The sequence below is a fragment of the Clostridium pasteurianum BC1 genome (genome assembly GCF_000389635.1).
Taxonomy (GTDB): domain Bacteria; phylum Bacillota; class Clostridia; order Clostridiales; family Clostridiaceae; genus Clostridium_I; species Clostridium_I pasteurianum_A.
On record NC_021182.1, the window covers coordinates 3,371,326 to 3,389,673 of the forward strand.

General features: G+C 30.1%; 27 protein-coding genes and 2 pseudogenes. 2 read left to right on the forward strand and 27 right to left on the reverse strand.

Annotated features, from left to right (window positions below):
• Positions 1-22: 22 nt before the first annotated feature.
• The 16 genes and pseudogenes from CLOPA_RS15990 to CLOPA_RS16055 all read right to left on the reverse strand — a co-directional run bounded on the left by CLOPA_RS15990 (position 23) and on the right by CLOPA_RS16055 (position 8,318).
• Positions 23-220: a hypothetical protein gene (locus tag CLOPA_RS15990; RefSeq protein WP_015616470.1), complete on the reverse strand. Its 198-nt coding sequence runs from the start codon at positions 218-220 to the stop codon at positions 23-25.
• Positions 213-800: an ERCC4 domain-containing protein gene (locus CLOPA_RS15995; RefSeq protein WP_015616471.1), complete on the reverse strand. Its 588-nt coding sequence runs from the start codon at positions 798-800 to the stop codon at positions 213-215. Before CLOPA_RS15995 ends, CLOPA_RS15990 begins: the two co-directional genes overlap by 8 nt.
• On the reverse strand, positions 801-962 hold the full coding sequence (locus CLOPA_RS25220) for a hypothetical protein (protein WP_155241926.1): 162 nt from the start codon (positions 960-962) through the stop codon (positions 801-803).
• A gap of 146 nt (positions 963-1,108) precedes the next feature.
• Positions 1,109-1,806, reverse strand: a pseudogene (locus tag CLOPA_RS26840) (aspartate/glutamate racemase family protein).
• A 591-nt stretch (positions 1,807-2,397) separates the two neighbouring features.
• Positions 2,398-2,838 carry a single-stranded DNA-binding protein gene (gene ssb, locus CLOPA_RS16005; protein ID WP_015616472.1) on the reverse strand — a complete coding sequence of 147 codons (441 nt, stop codon included), beginning with the start codon at positions 2,836-2,838 and terminating at the stop codon, positions 2,398-2,400.
• 10 nt (positions 2,839-2,848) lie between these two features.
• On the reverse strand, positions 2,849-3,472 hold the full coding sequence (locus CLOPA_RS16010; RefSeq protein ID WP_015616473.1) for an HD domain-containing protein: 624 nt from the start codon (positions 3,470-3,472) through the stop codon (positions 2,849-2,851).
• On the reverse strand, positions 3,469-3,759 hold the full coding sequence (locus CLOPA_RS16015; RefSeq protein WP_015616474.1) for a hypothetical protein: 291 nt from the start codon (positions 3,757-3,759) through the stop codon (positions 3,469-3,471). The genes CLOPA_RS16010 and CLOPA_RS16015 overlap by 4 nt, the downstream gene beginning before the upstream one ends.
• A gap of 11 nt (positions 3,760-3,770) precedes the next feature.
• The gene (bet, locus tag CLOPA_RS16020; RefSeq protein ID WP_015616475.1) at positions 3,771-4,727 is read right to left on the reverse strand and encodes a phage recombination protein Bet; all 957 of its coding nucleotides are present in this window, start codon (positions 4,725-4,727) and stop codon (positions 3,771-3,773) included.
• Positions 4,727-6,406, reverse strand: a complete 1,680-nt coding sequence (locus tag CLOPA_RS16025) for an AAA family ATPase (RefSeq protein ID WP_015616476.1) — start codon at positions 6,404-6,406, stop codon at positions 4,727-4,729. The genes bet and CLOPA_RS16025 overlap by 1 nt, the downstream gene beginning before the upstream one ends.
• A gap of 94 nt (positions 6,407-6,500) precedes the next feature.
• Positions 6,501-6,680, reverse strand: coding sequence for a hypothetical protein (locus CLOPA_RS16030; protein ID WP_015616477.1), 180 nt, complete (start codon positions 6,678-6,680; stop codon positions 6,501-6,503).
• Positions 6,646-6,918 (reverse strand): hypothetical protein, encoded by a 273-nt coding sequence (locus CLOPA_RS16035; RefSeq protein ID WP_155241927.1) that lies wholly within the window; start codon positions 6,916-6,918, stop codon positions 6,646-6,648. The genes CLOPA_RS16030 and CLOPA_RS16035 overlap by 35 nt, the downstream gene beginning before the upstream one ends.
• Positions 6,919-6,935: 17 nt before the next feature.
• Positions 6,936-7,073 carry a hypothetical protein gene (locus CLOPA_RS25225; protein WP_015616479.1) on the reverse strand — a complete coding sequence of 46 codons (138 nt, stop codon included), beginning with the start codon at positions 7,071-7,073 and terminating at the stop codon, positions 6,936-6,938.
• Positions 7,073-7,435 (reverse strand): hypothetical protein, encoded by a 363-nt coding sequence (locus CLOPA_RS16040; protein ID WP_015616480.1) that lies wholly within the window; start codon positions 7,433-7,435, stop codon positions 7,073-7,075. The genes CLOPA_RS25225 and CLOPA_RS16040 overlap by 1 nt, the downstream gene beginning before the upstream one ends.
• A 12-nt stretch (positions 7,436-7,447) precedes the next feature.
• Positions 7,448-7,651 (reverse strand): hypothetical protein, encoded by a 204-nt coding sequence (locus tag CLOPA_RS16045; RefSeq protein ID WP_015616481.1) that lies wholly within the window; start codon positions 7,649-7,651, stop codon positions 7,448-7,450.
• 156 nt (positions 7,652-7,807) lie between these two features.
• Complete coding sequence (locus CLOPA_RS16050; protein ID WP_015616482.1) at positions 7,808-8,113, reverse strand: hypothetical protein; 306 nt, start codon at positions 8,111-8,113, stop codon at positions 7,808-7,810.
• Positions 8,106-8,318, reverse strand: coding sequence for a helix-turn-helix transcriptional regulator (locus tag CLOPA_RS16055; protein WP_015616483.1), 213 nt, complete (start codon positions 8,316-8,318; stop codon positions 8,106-8,108). Before CLOPA_RS16055 ends, CLOPA_RS16050 begins: the two co-directional genes overlap by 8 nt.
• Positions 8,319-8,525: 207 nt before the next feature.
• Between CLOPA_RS16055 and CLOPA_RS23895 the strand changes: the two genes are divergently transcribed.
• Positions 8,526-8,918, forward strand: coding sequence for a helix-turn-helix domain-containing protein (locus CLOPA_RS23895; protein ID WP_015616484.1), 393 nt, complete (start codon positions 8,526-8,528; stop codon positions 8,916-8,918).
• 12 nt (positions 8,919-8,930) lie between these two features.
• Entirely contained in the window at positions 8,931-10,019 is a 1,089-nt protein-coding gene (locus CLOPA_RS16065) for a tyrosine-type recombinase/integrase (protein ID WP_015616485.1), read from the forward strand.
• A gap of 49 nt (positions 10,020-10,068) precedes the next feature.
• Here the strand turns inward: CLOPA_RS16065 and CLOPA_RS24490 are convergent.
• The 11 genes and pseudogenes from CLOPA_RS24490 to CLOPA_RS16115 all read right to left on the reverse strand — a co-directional run.
• Positions 10,069-10,224: pseudogene (locus tag CLOPA_RS24490) on the reverse strand (type IV pilin protein); the annotation flags it as partial.
• A gap of 221 nt (positions 10,225-10,445) precedes the next feature.
• Complete coding sequence (locus CLOPA_RS16070; RefSeq protein ID WP_015616486.1) at positions 10,446-10,769, reverse strand: hypothetical protein; 324 nt, start codon at positions 10,767-10,769, stop codon at positions 10,446-10,448.
• A 79-nt stretch (positions 10,770-10,848) separates the two neighbouring features.
• Positions 10,849-11,505, reverse strand: coding sequence for a ribonuclease H-like domain-containing protein (locus CLOPA_RS16075; protein ID WP_015616487.1), 657 nt, complete (start codon positions 11,503-11,505; stop codon positions 10,849-10,851).
• A gap of 530 nt (positions 11,506-12,035) precedes the next feature.
• A complete protein-coding gene (locus tag CLOPA_RS16080; protein ID WP_015616488.1) occupies positions 12,036-13,214 on the reverse strand; it encodes a hypothetical protein in 1,179 nt (392 codons plus the stop codon).
• Positions 13,215-13,216: 2 nt separating this feature from the next.
• On the reverse strand, positions 13,217-13,720 hold the full coding sequence (locus CLOPA_RS16085) for a PilW family protein (protein ID WP_015616489.1): 504 nt from the start codon (positions 13,718-13,720) through the stop codon (positions 13,217-13,219).
• Entirely contained in the window at positions 13,704-14,174 is a 471-nt protein-coding gene (locus CLOPA_RS16090; RefSeq protein WP_015616490.1) for a type II secretion system protein, read from the reverse strand. Before CLOPA_RS16090 ends, CLOPA_RS16085 begins: the two co-directional genes overlap by 17 nt.
• Before the next feature lie 50 nt (positions 14,175-14,224).
• Positions 14,225-14,941, reverse strand: coding sequence for a GspMb/PilO family protein (locus CLOPA_RS16095; protein ID WP_015616491.1), 717 nt, complete (start codon positions 14,939-14,941; stop codon positions 14,225-14,227).
• Positions 14,942-14,956: 15 nt separating this feature from the next.
• Positions 14,957-15,487: a PilN domain-containing protein gene (locus CLOPA_RS16100; protein WP_015616492.1), complete on the reverse strand. Its 531-nt coding sequence runs from the start codon at positions 15,485-15,487 to the stop codon at positions 14,957-14,959.
• A 3-nt stretch (positions 15,488-15,490) separates the two neighbouring features.
• A complete protein-coding gene (pilM, locus tag CLOPA_RS16105; protein WP_015616493.1) occupies positions 15,491-16,519 on the reverse strand; it encodes a type IV pilus assembly protein PilM in 1,029 nt (342 codons plus the stop codon).
• A gap of 140 nt (positions 16,520-16,659) precedes the next feature.
• Entirely contained in the window at positions 16,660-17,097 is a 438-nt protein-coding gene (locus tag CLOPA_RS16110) for a prepilin-type N-terminal cleavage/methylation domain-containing protein (protein ID WP_015616494.1), read from the reverse strand.
• A 38-nt stretch (positions 17,098-17,135) separates the two neighbouring features.
• Positions 17,136-18,341, reverse strand: a complete 1,206-nt coding sequence (locus CLOPA_RS16115; protein WP_015616495.1) for a type II secretion system F family protein — start codon at positions 18,339-18,341, stop codon at positions 17,136-17,138.
• Positions 18,342-18,348: the final 7 nt, after the last annotated feature.

The window sequence follows — 18,348 nt, forward strand, 5'->3', positions numbered from 1 at the left end:
CCTATAAACATAATTTTTTATATTATCCAAGCCAATTTTTACATGTTGTGAGGCACTTAAAATCTTCTGTCCAAGCGTCTCCGCATTGATTATCTATACCCACATAAATTCTTTTTCCTGTTTTAAAGTCTTTTTCTATCGTATAAAATTTTCCTAATGGTTCTCTTGTTTCGATTATTTTACTTGCTTCTTCACTAGTTACTTTCTTTATATCACTCATAGCTTTCCGCCTCTGGGCTTATATCCATATCCAATTCCTTTAAGAAATTCCTGACACTATAGTAAAGTTTCCTGTAAATCTCAAAACCTGAGTTGATTCTTTCAGTGAATATGGTGTCATATAAATATAGGTCCTGTATACTTGATAGCCTTCCTAAAAGAGCTTTTGGAGTATATAGACTCCTGTAATTGCCTGTCTTTATATTCTCCATACCGTTCTTATCTTCAATGATTAAATAAATCTTAATGCCTTTGGTCTTTGCTCTTTGAAGTTCTCTGATAAGTCTTACATCATCATGCGTGTCAGTTTCTTCGGCAAGATTTCCGGCAAGTTCATCTATGGAATTTTTGCGTTCTACTGCCACTGGAAAATATAAATCTCTGTAGATTCCCATATCCGGGCGCTTAGTGATTATTGCAGTGTAGTCTCCTTCATCAATCTTTTTCTTTTTATATGGGACCTTCTTTTTATCAAAGTAATCTAGGATATGACCATTAATTTGCTCTCTGGTATCATATAAAATCATGAAGTTTTCCTTAAGAAGCTTCTTGATTTCTGTTTCTGAAAATTTGTAATGCATTCATTCACCTTCTTTTATTAATTGATTGTCATTTGATAATATTTGATTACAGCAATATTTAAATTCCTGCTTAGTTTTCGTACTTTCAACACCGCACTCAGGACATATTTTAAAAATTCTATTTGTTATTAAACCGCAAACATTGCACTTGTAAAAAATCAACTTTATATCACCTTATTTCGGTTTAATTTTGAATGGCGAAACAAAAACACCGTAGAATTCTTGAATAATACGGTGTTTTATGAAATATTTAATTTTCACTATTAATAAATATTATATATAAATAAAATTTTACTTTTGTAAATCAATTAAGATTCCTTAATACAATTTTTAATAATACTTTCAACATGAATTTTTGTAGTATTAAGGAATGGTATACCAAATTCATCTTTTGTAAGAATTAATGGCAACTCTGTACAACCAAGAATTAATCCCTCTATTGAATCTTCATCAATCATCCTTTTAACAATATTAAGTAATCCATTACGTGTTTCATCAAGAAACTTTCCAAATTCAATTTCAGTCATTAGTTTATGATGAATATAATCCTGTTCTTCTTCTTTTGGAACGATAATTTTTATATTACTTTTGTCAAATACTTTCTTAAAAAAATTGCTCTCCATTGTAAATTTAGTCCCAATTAGGCCAATCTTTTTATTCCTAACGCCTCAGCATTTTTACATGTTTCCTCAACAATACTTATTAATGGAATAGGAGATAACTCCTTAATTCTTTCAAATACTATATGTGGTGTATTTGATGAAATGAATCCAAAATCTGCACCTGCTTTATAGAGTATCTCGACACCTTTAATTAAGCAATTTACAAGGTTGTCCCATTGTTTATTCTCAACAAAACTTAAAAGAATATTCATATCCATGCTATTAATCAATATTTCAGGGTAGCTACCATCCTTTACTTCATTACGATATTTTTCAATAATTAGGCGATAATAATCTAAAGTTGATTCGGGTCCAAGACCACCAATCATTCCTATTTTCTTCATCCATTAACTCTCCTTATATTTAATTTCGGCTATACCACTACCTATAAATTAAGTATTTATTATCTATAATAACTGCTAGATAATATCTTATACTTTTAGCTTAATTCATATAGAAATTATACCATAATATTCTATATCGTCCATTATTACCGATAAAATATATTAGAAGTTTATTCTATAAACACCGCATTATTCAATTATCAAAGTACAATTTTATCTACCCATCTAGTTCGACCTATTATCATAGTACGTACTAATACTTAAACTGTTTATAATATTAACAATAGGAAATACTATATTTACTCAACATAAAATATTAATTTACGGAGCGAATATAATGTTAAATATTTTGCGAAATCAATCTGCCTATAGAGCCATTATTACTATCTTATATTCAATAATTTTATTTGCTGTTTCTCTTATTCTTATTTTAATAATTAAGTCTAAATCTAAGAAAAAATAATCATATTATCATCCTTTGTTCATTTATCAATTTGTATATTGTTTCCAATAATGATACAATAATACAGTAGCTACTTTTGTTAAATATTCCACTTGGCCCTTTATTAGGGCTATTTTTTTACTTTCATACTAAAACGGTATGTCTCCATCATCTATCGGAGTAATATCTCCGTACTCAGTATCAATATTCTTTACTGGTTCAAGGACTTTGCCGCCTTGATTATTTATCTCTCCATCAACTGGCTTCTTATCCCATTCAAGGAACTGGACTTCATCAGCTACAACCTCAGTAATATAAACTCTATGACCGTCTTTAGCTTCATAATTTCTTGTCTGTATTCTCCCCGAAATTCCGGCAAGCTTTCCTTTTGTCAGGTAGTTTGCAGCTGACTCACCTATCTTATTCCATACCACTATAGGTACAAAATCAGCTTCTCTTTTTCCTGTATTTTTGTCGGTGAAATTCCTATCTACAGCTAAGGTAAAAGTACATACTGCATTACCACTTCCCGGGGTAAATTTCAAGTCTGGATCCTTTGTGAGCCTACCTATTAAAACAACTCTATTCATTTATTTCACCTCATTGTTTAAATTTAACTTGGTTACTATCTTCACCTGGTTCAAAGTGATCTTCTAATATATAACTAGACTCTAAATCTGCTGTATGAAGAGCAACACCAGCTTTATACATATTCCATGCATTACTTATAGTATTTAAATTCTCCTTGGCTTCATAGCCACCCATATGCCAACGGATAAGGATAACTTCTTCTTTAGTTAGTTTTATAAATTGTTGAAGCAATATAACACTCTTATCGCCATGTCCTATAGGCATTAAATCATTAACCCCATATGCTGGTGTTTTAATCCATTTTGGTTTTTCTCCTGCTTTTGCGATATTAACATTCTTATCGTAAACTGTGTAAAAATTTACTTTGCAAATATCATGGAGCAGTGAAGAAATTGTAACCGTGTCATAGCTTAGTCCAAAATCATATATTTCATTTTTTCTTTTGAATAATTCGTAGACATTAAGACTATGTTCTGCAAGTCCTCCTGAAAAATTTCCATGGAATCTGGTTGAAGCGGGGGCGGTAAAAAAATCGCCCTCTACCAAATATTTAGCAACCTTATCTATATTTTCTCTTTTGACATTACTCAAAAGATTTATTATTTGTTCTTTAACTACCTTTATGTCTTTCATGCTTGCCTCCTTATAGATAGCTTTGTTCGTAAATAATCATTTTCTTCCTGAAGCTTATCTGCTTTTGTTTCTACTTCTGATAATCTATCCTGTAATGATATATAGGTTTCTTTTTCTTCGTGCAGCATTTCATCTATTGTGTGAAAAAGTTTATTAAATGCATCCCATGTGCCAGTTATCCATGTTCCATCTGAAAACTTAAATATAATGGTGTCACTATTGCGGTCTAATGGCTTGAATGAATACTTGTCATTTTCTTCTAAAAATATATTTGCATTTGAAATCATGAGATTACCTCTTAAAATGGATCTGCGTCATCAATGTCTTCGGGTGGTGCGTCAGTACCAGGATCATCATTTACAGGAGTTACTTCTACATCTACAACCTCAGTGTATTCTTCAACTAACTTTAGAAGAGTGTTTGCACTATCGTAGGTTAGACCTCTAAGACTTATTTTGTGTTCATTTGCCAGTGCTTCAAGCTTAGACACATCTGCTTCCTTGCCTTCGCCTGTTACTAATCCTTTTTGAGCTCCTAGCTGCATTAAATATTGTTTCTGTTCTTTCTGAACTGGTTTTGGCTGCTCTGGGGCCTCATTTTCTTTTTCAATTTCCTTTTCTACGTCTACTGGATCTGTACTTAAATCTTTATCATCAACATTCATTTCCTCAGCTACATATAAGCCTTCAAATTCTTCCGGATAAGCTTCTCTAAGAGCCTGTACTAATGCAACCTTTCTTATCATCGTTGCCGGTCTTTGGGTCCAGTTAGAATTTATCGTGCCATCTGCTTTTTTTCCTATATATTCATCTAATGTAACTGTAATTTCAGTAGGAAATTTTTTATTTTTTCTATAAGCTTTGGCCCATCCACCAACTAGTGTTTCTTGGCCTTTAAGATAGAATGTTCCGCTTCTCTGCTCAACCTCTTTTTTTAGATTAACAACTATTATTCCTGCCTCATGGCCTTCACTATCTTGATTTCTTAATTCTCTCTTGGTAAAAGTATCTTTGCCAACTATCATGGCTGCTGGCTTATTGCCGAATTTTACTAGATATGCTTCTCTTAAGAATGGATTTAATTTTTGACCTTTGCATAATTGAAGGAAAACTCCTACTTCTTCATCTGTAACTCGTGTTGGATCACCACTTACTAAATACTTTTTTACTATAGTAGAAGTTAACTTTATTTGAGTTCCATTAACTTCATACTCAACTCTGCCCATTGCTAAAACATCAGTATTATCATTTCTCATTATTTAAGCACCTCAACTTTCAATTCTTGGCCTTCAACTACTTTAGCCATAATCATTTGTGTATCTAATTCCTGTATAACTGTAATGCTCTCTGCATTATCAATGAACACTGGAAAATGTAAATCCATCATATTTGAAACAAAGTTACTCATTTCAAGGCCAGCCTTTATTTTTTCTGCATTAGATAACTTATTGAATTCTCTACCTTCATATAGGATTTTAAAATCATCTTTAAGCTCTCCATCTTTGGTTAATTTTTCAAATTGCAACTCTACTTTATCTAGGTACTTACCTATAATCTCAGTTTGCTTTTTAAGTTTTATAGAGTTGTACTGCTTACCGGCATCTATAGCAACTTTTAATTCTGCTATTTTTAGCTTGGAGTTTTCAATTTCTCTCTTGGATTTTTCTATATCATGCTTGATTTTTTCATTCTGCTTTTCAAGAGCTTCTATATTTGAGTTATGAGCAAAAATTCTTCTCTCTTCCTCATCAAGCTCTAATACTTTTGCTTTTATTGATGTGATTTTCTCTTTTCTGGATTCTTCCTCTTTTGATTTTTCTGCTGCAAGGTTACTTATTTCTTTTTGAATAGTCTCTATTTGATATTTAAGACCTATTTCCCATTCCTGGACTACTTTCATATTCTCTGCTTTTGTAATTTCATTTTCTTTTTCAAGTTCATCTATCTCTTTTTTCTTGGCTATGCCCTCAGCCTTTACCTCGTTTAATTCTTTTTCTAAACTAACCTTTAGAGTTGCATTAAGATCTATTTCATTACCACAGTTATCACAAGTAACCACGTTTTTACCAATATTAGATGTTTTGGCTTCAATATCTCTAAATCTTTTAAGTAAACTGTCTTTCTCTGCTCTCAGCCACTTAGTACCCTCTATAGGCTTTATATCAAGGTAACCTTTTAAAAGTTCTAATTCTAAATCTCTTTTTTTTCTTTCCAGTCTATCAAAATTAGGATCTTTAGATACTGATTCTAAACTTTTAAGCTGCTCTCTAAGATTCTTTAATTCTGTATCAGCAAAACTTTTTCTTTCAGGAATATCTATAGGTTTAGCCCCTTCGATGACCCCCTCTAGGAAGATGATATTTTCCTCCTGGTCTTTTAATTCTGCTCTCTTATCTGTAAGAAAAGTTTCAGGAGTTCTAAACTTATTCTTTTCTAATTTCTCCTTTAAGAAGTCTCCAAGCTCTGCAAATATGTCTTCCTTGCTTATTGGCTTTAAGATACTGGATAAAAGATTCTTTGCATCTTTTGGAGCTAAATTAGGAAAGTAATAAGGATTTAATATACTGAGGAAAACATCTTTGCTCTTATACAAGTCCCTTGAGATATCATTGTTGGCCACTTTAACGTCATTCAAGTAAATCTCATTACTGGAACCTTTCTTTCTTCTGATTAAAGTTTGTGGTGTTCCATCTATCTCAAGATCAAGTACCACCTCAGTCAACTTAGGCTTTTTATCATTAACAAGCCTTGCTGTAGCCTTTTCATTTCCGTTAATATCACAACCAGTTATAGCCCACGCTATAGCTTCACCTATGCTAGACTTTCCTAGACCGTTATCGCCACTTACCAGTGTTCTTTTACCTAAGACAAATTCGCATTCGTCTACGTAGCCCTTAAAGCCTTTTATGGCTATCTTATTTATATTTACCTGCATTTATATTTCCTCCTATTTGACTTTTACCCTCATTCCATAGTAGAATAGGGATACACTATTTTATTTATTGGCTCTTTTTCTAAGAGCTCTTTTTTTATATACTCTTTGAAATTCCATAATAAATAATTGCCACCTTTAACAGATAATCCTTTGAAGTCCTAACCCCTAACCTAAGATGATTTTCTCTAATGTCGTTTTGAGTTTCTGTCATGACCTCTTTAAATTTTGTATCCGACATCTTAAGACCGTTTTGCTCTAACAATTTTCTTATCAACTTTATTCTTCCTCCTTGTTATAACTGCATGGCATACGCCACTGGCAGTAGTCCCATAATAACTACCTATTTCGCTCCAACTAAGGCCTTCTTCTCTGAATTTAAGAACATCTTTTACATCCTTCTCAATCCAATCAAAGTTTGGAGATCTTTTACGTTCAAGCCATGCAAGATTATCTATATATTTAAAAGCTATTTCAGGCGGACAATTTCGCCTTATAGCAACATGGAGAGCCATTAGATTTTCAAATACCATTACTTAACACCTGCCTCCTTAATTATTTTTCTTGCATTTTCAAATCTAACTCTAGCTATCAGAAATATGTCTTTATAAGACTTGCCTTCTTTCTTAAGATTAATTACCTGCTTCTTCTTCTTGGCTGTTATTTTCATTACTTACATGCCTCCAAATCTAAAATCCTCTCTGACATTTCCTCAAGCTGTGCTTCAAGCTCCTTATTCTTTTTCTCATATTCCAGTAGCTCCATGGCTGTTTTATAATTAAGTCCCCCAATAAGTTCATGCAACTCTTTAATCTTATCTGTAATCGTCTTTAAACCTTTTATTCCAGTACCATTAATCTCTTTTGTAACTAAACTCTTAAGAGCAAATTCTATGTTGGGATAATAGCCTTCTGTTTTCCAATAAGGTTTCTTTGGTTCTTTTCCTGGTTCTGCTTTTGGAATTTTACGCTCCATGATGCAAACATTTCTTTCATCAATGGCTTCAATTTTGTAGTTTTCATTAATCTTCAATGGTTTCGCCTCCTATGCTCTAAATTCATGATCCTTGCCATACTGTTTGATTTTTAGTAACGTTGAAAATCTAAGGCTCTTATAGCCATATTCATTAGTTACTCTTTTAAATTTTTTGCGGATTGCTTTTCTTGTGGTAACAAATGGTATTGGCATAAAAGTTTTCTCTAAATGGTCTTTAGTTATTTGATTGATTACTTTTTGATATTTATTCAAGTCCTCCTTACCTCACTTTTTTTCGCATCATGACATATTTTATAGCCACAGCTCCTAATCATGTCATGGTTCTTTTTATCCACTCTTACTTTTTAGCCATTGCGGCACTATAGATATGATTAGTTATTGAAATGCTGATATTTGGTTTTGAAATGATTAAACTACTTTCTTTTCTTGGAAAGATATTATCTTACTGCTTTCCGCTAAAACAGTTTGTAAAATCCCTTTAAAGCAATCTCTTTCTTTTTTTACTTCTTCTAATTCCTTTTCAAGTTTTCTTTCCCTTAAAGTAGCTCTTTCCGGAATACAACCTTCAATCTTTTCAATGTATTGTAAATTGTATCTGATGCAAGGGATTCCTTTTACGGGAACAATGATTCTATTCTCTCTGTACTGGTCTATTGTTCTTTCTGAAACTTGCCACCTTTCTGCTAAATCCTTTTTAGTTAATAACTTATCCACAACTCTTGACCCCCTCATAAAATATTTCAGGCACTGTTTTCCCTAAAGCGCTTGATATTTTTTCCATTACCAATTTTGTTGGATTAGTCTCATTCATATTGTCATTTTCTATATCACTTATATACCCCACGGCCACACCAGATGCTAATGATAATTCCTTTACTGTCATCCCTATAGACTGTCTAAATTCTTTTATTCTGTTCATCTTCTCACCCCCTGTTTGCTATATTTAAATTATATGTTTTTCTCTGGTAGAGAACAAAGTTTATATTATTTCACTACAGGCGAAGAAAGCAAACTGTTGTTCGTTTTCAGCGAAATACTTTATTTTTCTTAATATTTCGTTGACATTGAAATATTTTAAGTATAAAATATTCGTTATGGGAGAATAATTACAAATGAGGTGATATTAATGAATGGATATAATATAAAAAAAATTAGAGAAGAAAAGCATATTACTATTAATAAACTAGCTGAATTAGCTGGCATGTCTGTAGGATATCTGAGTGACATAGAAAATAATAAGAAAAAGAATCCAACGATAGATAAAATTGAAAAAATTGCAGATGCGCTTGGAATTACAATAAAAGAATTGTTAACTACTGAGGAACAGTTGAACTATACTATTGATACTATAAAGAACATACATAATATTGTTAAAGAAGGTTTAGAAAATAGTTCATATGTAGTGGATAATAAAAACAATTTAATACTAGAACCTTTTTATGATGTAGAATTTACCGAAACTGAAAGGTCCGAAATAGTTCAATATATGAAGTACTTATTGTCGAAAAGAAAACGATAGGAGGTAATTTTTATGCAATACAATATAACCTATAGAAAGAAAGACAATGGATGGCAATACATTATCAGTTACAAAGATAATTTGGGAAAATGGAAACAGAAATCGAAACAAGGCTTCCCTTTGAACAAAGAGGGAAAACAGGCTGCAAAAGATGCCGCTCTAGTAACAGTAGACGAACTAAAATTAAAGAGTTGTATTGTTGAACATAATGAATGTGACAAAATGAGTTTTAAAGAATTTGGGGAAAAGTTCATTAAGCATGAAACTTTATATAAAACAGCTAATACAATAAGTTCTCACTACAGTTCTTTGAAAAAATTCTCTTCTCTCTATGATCTTTCTTTACCAGAAATTACGAATCTAGATGTTCAAAACTGCATTGACTTGCTTGTAAACAAAAAATTAAAAGCTTCCACTATAAAATGGCATTTATCCAATATAAAACTTATATTCGCCTATGCAAAAGAAAAATATAAGCTTATACAGGAAAATCCAGCATCCAATATTGATATACCTGTAGACGAAAATACAAGTGAGAAAACTGCATTGACTATAACTCAATTAGAAGATTTGTTAAAAAAAATACAATATAAACCTTTTTTCTTAATGTCTCTTTTGGCTGCAAAATGTGGCTTAAGGATAGGAGAAATTGTTGGTCTGAGATGGTCAGATATTGACGAACCAAGGTCTATTCTACAAGTATCGCTTCAATGGAAGAAAATTGATAGCAATAAATATGGATTAGGAAAATTAAAAACTAATAATTCTAAAAGGGAAGTCCCTATTCCTGTAGTGGTTATGGATGAACTTATGAAATTTAAAAAAGAAAATCCTATTAATTTTGATAATAGAATTTTTAAAAATAAATCACTTGTAGGGATATCGTCTGACTTGAGTAGAAATTATAAAAAAGCTGGGTATAGTATAACAGTGCACGAATTAAGACATACTTATGCTACCATGTTGATAAGTCATGGTGTTGACTTTAAAACCGCCGCAAAGCTGCTAGGACATGATATTAAACAAACCATGAATACTTATTCTCACGTAACATCTGACATGATAGAAAATGCGTCAAAAAAAATCAATACAATATTTTAATTTTTGACGATTTTTTGACGGATTATTTGTAAGTTCCTATTTATAAAGGCTTATTAACTAAAACTAAAACATTAGGTACGAGTATTGCTCCTAAGATTGCAAGAATTGCAATGACAGCTATGACTTCTATAAGGGTAAAACCTTTCTTTTTTGTTTTAACTTTAATATTTTTTGTTGTTAAATCCTTCAATTTTAAATTTTCCATCCTCATCTCTTCTCCTTCATATATTTTGTATTTTATACCTTGATTATGGACAGAAATTAAATATATATACCTATTTGGTTAAATAAATTTTTAATTTTTTTAAGTTATCTGTAACAAAAAAAGATAGCTATTTCTAACTATCTCACTATATATTAAATTAAAATTCTCATATTTTCCATAACAATTTTATATTGGCTTTTATTGTGTTATATATTATAATACTAATTTATTGCTCTGATTTGCTCTATAACTGTTTCGTGATCTTCTACTTTTTCAGTTAATTTTGTAAGCTTACCCTGCATATCTGCAAGCACATATGTAGCCTTTTCCTGTTCAGCCCTTGTTACTTTCACATTTTCCTCTAAAGACCTGAAAAGCAAATACATCTCATCCTGCCTTTTCCCCATGCTTTCTTGCCTTGTTTCCATGACATCAAATCTTGTTTCCATACTTTCTTGCCTTGTTTCCATGCTTTCAAATCTTGTTTCCAAGCCATCAAGCTTTTTTAATATCAATTCAAACATCTGTCTTGTTTCTTTATCCAAAATTATCACCGCCTACTAAAATATTTTTATTATAGCATATATAATTTTGCATTACTATTTCAAAATTATGGTAAAATTTTCATTCCTCATGTACTATATATTTCTTCCAATTAGTCAATATATAGAAGAGACTTACTACATCCTGTTCATTATAAAGGAGTATTTTATCTTTTTTCTCCTCAGGCATTCTGGAAAAATAATCTTTATCCTTTATAATTTTACTTATGGTCTTTGCTAGATTAGAACCACTTATCACTGCACTTTCTCTCTCTATTTCAAAGATTTTTTCTAAATTTTTAAGTCCAATTCCCTCTTTTTTCTCTTTTTCATACTGCTTTTGTAAATCTATATGAATAAACTCTGAATCTATATCAAAATATATATTTCTTTCTTTGAATAAATATCTTAATACTGTAAAATCATTATTTCCAGAGAAAGTGACTATATACTTCTTTTCATAACTGTTTTTATATTTTATAAAATATTCTTCTATCTTAGAGATAATTTCTTCAGAATCTTTTTTATCCTCTATCATATATTGTGTTACAAATAATTCTCTTTTATCATCATCATAATAGGAGCAGCCAAAAACTCCTATACATATAGGCTTTTTATATACATAGTGCTCCAAATCAAAAAACAGAGAATTTTTATATAGTTCATTCTTATCTTCAATGCTTAGTACTAAACTCTTATCAATTTGTTCAACCTTTATGGTATTATTTCTTATAATCACGATATATCACTCTTTCTAAAACGAAAACTTACGCTGTTCATTATTATTTCTATTATTATTATATCCTAATGTAGAACTAATACAAATAGCGTAATGAAAAAGATTTATAAATAGTAATTGTAAATCTTTTCATAATCACAAATATACGATATCACATTTTTACATATACTTACGCAATTTAATTAATTTACATTACTAAAAAGCTATTAGGAATAACTATGAAAACTCAAGTTTCCTAGAATATTATTGAGCTATTTACAGTTGAACATTATATTACTAAGCTTTAAAGTAATTAATAAGTATTACTATTTCAGTTCAATTCAATATAACAATAAAAACATATCTTTTCTAACTTTTTAATTTATTATTTATATTTGTATTCTTACAAAATCTTTACAGCGCTATGCAAGTAAATATGTCATATCTTCTCGTTAACTCCTTGTTACTTTCACATTTTCTTCCATAGATCTACTTATTAAGTACATCTCATCTTGTCTTTCTTTCACATCTATATTGCTTGGTACTAAGCCTTAACGCCAAGTTACATCAGCAGTAATATTTTCTCCAATAATTTTTTTAATTGTTGCATCATCATTACTATTAAAATTATTTCCATATACATAACTAACAGTATTTGCTCCTTGAACATTTAAATTATTTCCTATAAAGCAAATATTAATATCACTTTGACCATTGTTTCCATTGCTTCCAGATTGTATATTGCAATTATTTAGATTAATAGTACCAGTACAATACACAATCAAGTTATTTAAATAAGTATTTGCATGAATGGTGTCTATATTATCAAGGGTTATATCTCCATTAATTATTATTACACGAACTTTATCTTTATTTGTTACTAATCCTTGAATAAATGCATTATTGGGGCTTGTCAGATTTGAATTGTTTATTGAATTAGCAACACTTGTACTTGATACATAATACTGCACATTAGTATTAGGATAGGTTATCCACTCATCATTGTTACTACTAGATTTGATTCCTGGTAAAGTACAATCAGAAACAGGAAAAACAAAAAAACTATTTGATATTGCTTTAATACCACTATTGCCACCATTATTTTTACTAAAGGAATAATCAGTATTATTAAAATTATTTTGATATTGCCCAATATTTAAAAACAAAAATTTTTCATCATAAGTCTTTTTATCATTACCTGGTTTAACAAGAAAATTCAAATTATTATCAGAATTTGAATTAGTGGTTACATTGAAAATCATAAATTTTCGTTTTGTGGAGAATAGAGGAGATAATATATTATGGCTGTCACTTCCACTATTTAAATCGTTAACTTGAATTATATGATATAATGTTTTTGTAATGTTTCCATTTGTAGCAGTTGAAACTATTCTGTATGAAGAAGTATCAATATAAAGTGTGCTAACCCATATACTTCCATCTTGAGATTTTAAGCTTTTGTTATCAGTTATTGTTTTTAGTTTACTGTTCAAATTTGTAATATAACTATCAATATTGCTTGCATTCGTATAATTTGCAAAATAATTAGCCCATGCCACTTCTATTCCCGATTCTGCAATATAATTCACCCTGTTTACTGTATCAGTTGAAATCTGTACTTTGTGAGTGCTGGTATTCACTATTACAAGAGATGTCACAAATACTAATATTAAGGCAACTACAGCCAGCATTAATATAAGTACCGACCCTTTTTTTCTATTTGAATTCATAGTTACTGCACCTCCATTTCAATACTTCTTAAGGAAACTTCAGTATAAAAATGTTTTCCTGTTATATTTACATCTATTTCATAAATATTATTTTGGGTTATAGTTATATCATCCACATTACCGGAAATCATTGTATAATTTGTACTATTTACATATTTGAAGAGTCTTCTGTTATTTATAACATAGGTATATTCACCATTATTTACACTTACAATCTGTGTGCATTGGCCTAATCCGTCAAATGTATTTTGTTGTTTCATTATATTTATATTTTCTTTAGAATATGAAGCCAATTGTATGCTGTCACTTATACTACTCAAACACAATCTTGCCGAATTCTGCACATCATTTCTTACCATCTCGTTACTGTATATCCTTGTCTGTGTAGTAAAAATCTCAAATATAATTCCATATGCAATAGTAAGTATGGCCATTACAGCAATTAGTTCTATAAGTGAACAGCCCTTTCTTTTAATCTGATTTTTCATATCAATCACTACTTTCATAAATATCTCTAACAGATTGACTTTGTGCTCCCTTGTCTAGTCTCCATACACGCACATAAATATGATAAAAATCTACATTAAGATTGGTAGTTTTACTAATATCTATTAAAACACCAAACTTCATTCCCTGCATAGAAGGATAGGCAGTGTTATTTACACTTCCAGAAATGTTTGTCATACTATTTCCCGTATTAAATAAATTCTGTATGTCGTCTACTGTATTAAAATATTTAAAAGCTGACACCTCAGTATTTGCATTTATATTTATAGCACTATACCTCAGAGCTATATAATTTTCCGTAATAGCCTTAGCGTACTGTGATGTATCCTGCTTAATATCGTTCATCTGACTTATATTTAAGGATGTAGAAAAAGCCATTGAAATAGCTAAAATCGTAATAGAAAATATAGCTATAGACGCAACCACTTCAACTAAAGTAAAACCTTTTTTCATACTCTACTACACCACCTAACATAAAATATTTATGAATAGCAATAGAATTCTTATTTAAAAGGATTATCCTTTCCATAATTCCCTTTATTAAAATCATACTCCACCTTATCTTTTTCCGAAGTAACAATATAAAAATAATCTAACATAATAGTTGCAGTAATACTATTTGAGCCTGAATTTGAACTTCCGCTAGTACCTTGCGAACTTAAATTGATACTATTTATTACTGAGAGTCTCTCATCCTTTTCTATGGAAGAAATAAAATTTACTATCCCATCATAATCTCCAGTTACACTTAGATTGACAGGTATACTTAAAAGACTTCCTGGCTTTGCAGTAACCGTATTACTTGAACTATTTGTATTATTCTGTGGTGAATTATTAGTATTATTACTTGACGTATTTGAAGAAGTTTGACTATAAGCAGTGGGCTGAGATAAATTAATATTACTTATACTTACTTTATTACTATCAGCTATAGCTTTTAACTTATATGCAATTTCAGGATTTCTTTCAAAATTAGGTAAGGCCATAGAATTCTGATTATTCTTTTCCCTTAAAGCATGTAACTCATTACTAAGTTTTTTATTGTCAGTTTTCATTACATTTATATTTTTCAATTGTGTATTATAGGCATCCACTTTAGATTTTTCAACTTTTATCTTATTCATTACAGGTGATAGAAAAAAACTATAATATACATATATAACAGCTAAGATTCCAATTGCTATTATTAAATATTTTTCTCGATTACTTAAATTACTCACTTACTCCACCACCTATCAATTAATAACTATAGTAAAATTATAACTTGAACCGCCAACCTGATTACTAGAAGAAGTTATACTATTTATTCTAGAATTTTTATAGTTATCTGTAAGCTGTAAATTTGCAGCAAATTCACTTATGGAATTATAATTATTAGTAGTTCCATTTATAGTAATCACTTTACTATTATAAGTTAATGTAACAATAGTTAAATCACTAGGTATAAGCTTTTGTATACCTCTAAGCTTATCACTGAATAAAATTTTCCCTTTGGATATACTATTTATTTTCTCCGTATATGTCCTATAGCTATTTATTTCATCAGTTAAATTTCCCTTTTCAGCACTAACACTACTATTAGCATCTATTTTTAATTTCAGCTGATTTCCTTCTGATTTATAATAATTGAGAATGAAATTTGGTATATAAAGCATAACAAATATAATAAAAACAGCAATAATTCCATATAAACCTGCTTTATAGACAGATATTTCTTTATCTCTCTTCTCTTTAATTTCATAGGGAATTAAATTCAACTCTTTCATATTTTACTCCTTTCTAAGCAAAAGCCCAAAAGTACTTACAAAGGATTTAAAATCAACTTCCTTTGAGAATTTAGCATTAAGCTTTATTATTTCAGGAGAATCTGCAATAGTAGTTTTAATAGAAAAATAATTACTGGTGAACCTGTCTATACCCTTAATTTTACATCCACTGCCAATTATAAAAATTTCATCAATACTTTTCTTGGTGTTATTACTAGTATAAAATTGAATTACTTTTGCAAAGGTAGAGTATACATTTTCAAATAGAGTTTCTATTCTCTTTTCAGTTTCATCATCATTATTTAAACTATTTATGTCGTATTTATCATCAATATAAGTAAAAGCTTCTTCTATGTCAATGCCATTTTTTCTTGATATTTCTCTGACAATATTATTCAATCCAAATGGTACTACTCTCTCTATAAAAAATTTACCTTTTTCAAGTATAATTATACTTGTATTTTCATAGCCAATATCAATAACCGCAATACTTTCCATTTCTTTAGAAGTTATACCAAAGTTCTGGAATGCTCGTACAATACAGTTTGATAATACATCTACTGAAATCAATTTCATATTTAATGTTTTAGAAAGCTCCACCAATTGATCAACTTTATCTCTAGGTGCAGCTGCCACTAAAAGCTTGTATACTTTTTTATCCTCTGACATTACAGTATCTACTTTTTCAAAATCTATATAGTGATTTGAACCCTCTTCTCTAAGGTATTGATTCATTTCCCAATCCACAGACTTTTTTATCTCTTTATCTTTCATTATTGGAGTCTCAATTTGTCTTATGACAATATCCTGACCATTAATGGCAAAGGAAATTCTCTTTACATTTATATTATTTTTATTTATAAATTTTCTTAAAGCTAGAGCCACAACATCTAAATTTACCATTTTACCGTTTACTATGCTTTCCGCTGGAGTTTTTATGCTTTCACATAATTTAATATTTGATTTGTTGCCTACTATTATTTTTATAATACTATCACCAATATTTACAGCCATTATATCTTTTGAAAACATAATATCACCTTTTTATTACATATATTATAATTAAATATTTATTTTATAAAAGTAAATCTCTATAGACTTTATATAATTTTTAAAGTTCACTCGGAGAAATGAAATTCTCCGAGTAATATCTTTAAAATAAGTATACCAAGCTAATGAGTTGTTGTAATGTACGTCTTTAAATTAGAATAATTAGGGCCTATTGCACTTAATTCAGTGGAATCAGTTGGAAAATTACTTAAATAAGTCTTTCCGCTAACAGTAGTAGTTAATATACTTTTTAAATCATTAGTCGCAGTAGAATCAGAGTCAGTTAAAGGAGTATCATCAGGTATAGTATTTCCAGTTTCCGTTTGATAAAGTTCAGCGGCTTGAGCAATTGTTTTCGCATCTGCCAAACGTTTTGCATTATTTGCACTAGTTGTATAATTAGCAACTCTAGGCACAATAATAGCAGCCAATATTGCAAGTATTGCAATAACCGCAATAAGTTCTACCAATGTGAAGCCTTTCTTTTTCTTTTTTATTAATGATTCCTTTGTTGTGTTTACGCCTATGTTGTTTGAATTTAATACTAATTCATTTTTCATTAAAAACACCTCCATGATAATTTTTATGTAAAATCACCCTATCCCATGGCATTGTAAATATCGAATATAGGTAATATTACGGATATTATTATAAAACCAACTACTGCTGCAAGTACTATAATTATCAGTGGTTCCACCATTACAGCAATTTGTGCTGTGGCTGAATCCACTTCTCCATCATAAAATTCTGCGGTTTTATCAAGGACATAATCCAGTGTACCTGAATCCTCTCCTATTTTAATCATTTGTGATAGCATCAGTGGAAAGACATTGCTTGTTTTCAGACTTTCTCCAAGGCTTTCACCTTTTTTTATATCTTCTTCTAAAAGATCCAGCACATTCTTTATTACCACATTTCCGACAACCTCTTTACTTATATCAATGCTCTCCAGTACAGATAAGCCGCTGGTAACTAGTATTCCAAAGGTTCTTGCAAATCTTGCAGTAACTATTTTTTGATATATACTTCCAAACATAGGTACCTTCATCTTAAAGGTATCCAGTGCAATAGTACCTTTTTTTGTCTTTAATAAACTATTTGCTATGATTATAATTGCAATTACAATCAAAATAATCAATATATAATAATGTTGTATTATGCTGCTGCTTCCCATAACTATTCTCGTCGGTAAAGGCAATTCTTTTGCCCCTAAACTATCAAGCATTACAACAAATTTTGGTAGTACAAAAGTTACTAACATTACTACAACTAAAAATGCGAATACACTTACTATAATAGGATAGGTTACTGCACTTTTTATTTTTTGTCTTAGCCTGTACTCTTTGTCATAGTAACCTGCCATTCTGTTCATTATGCTGTCAAGGGTTCCACTAGCCTCTCCTACAGATATCATGCTTATAAACATTTTAGGAAAATCCTTATATTTTCCCATGGATTCGGAAAGACTGTTGCCCTTTTGGACTTCTTCAAAAACTTCAGACAATATTCTCTTTAATTTCTTATTTTCAGATTGTTCTTTAAGTATTTCTATAGCTCTCAAAATAGTAATACCCGCTTCCAAAACTACTGCAAATTGTCTGGCGAATATGGCTATGTCTTTCATTGGAACCTTTTGATATTCAGATAAATTTACATTGAAACCTTCTTTGTATTCTGCAATTTTTATAGGATAATAATCTTTACGTCTTAATATTTCAATTATTGCTTCTTCACCTACTGCATCAATTTTTCCCTTTATTATGTTTCCCTTAGTTGTTTTTGCTTCATACTGAAATGTAGGCATTAACTAT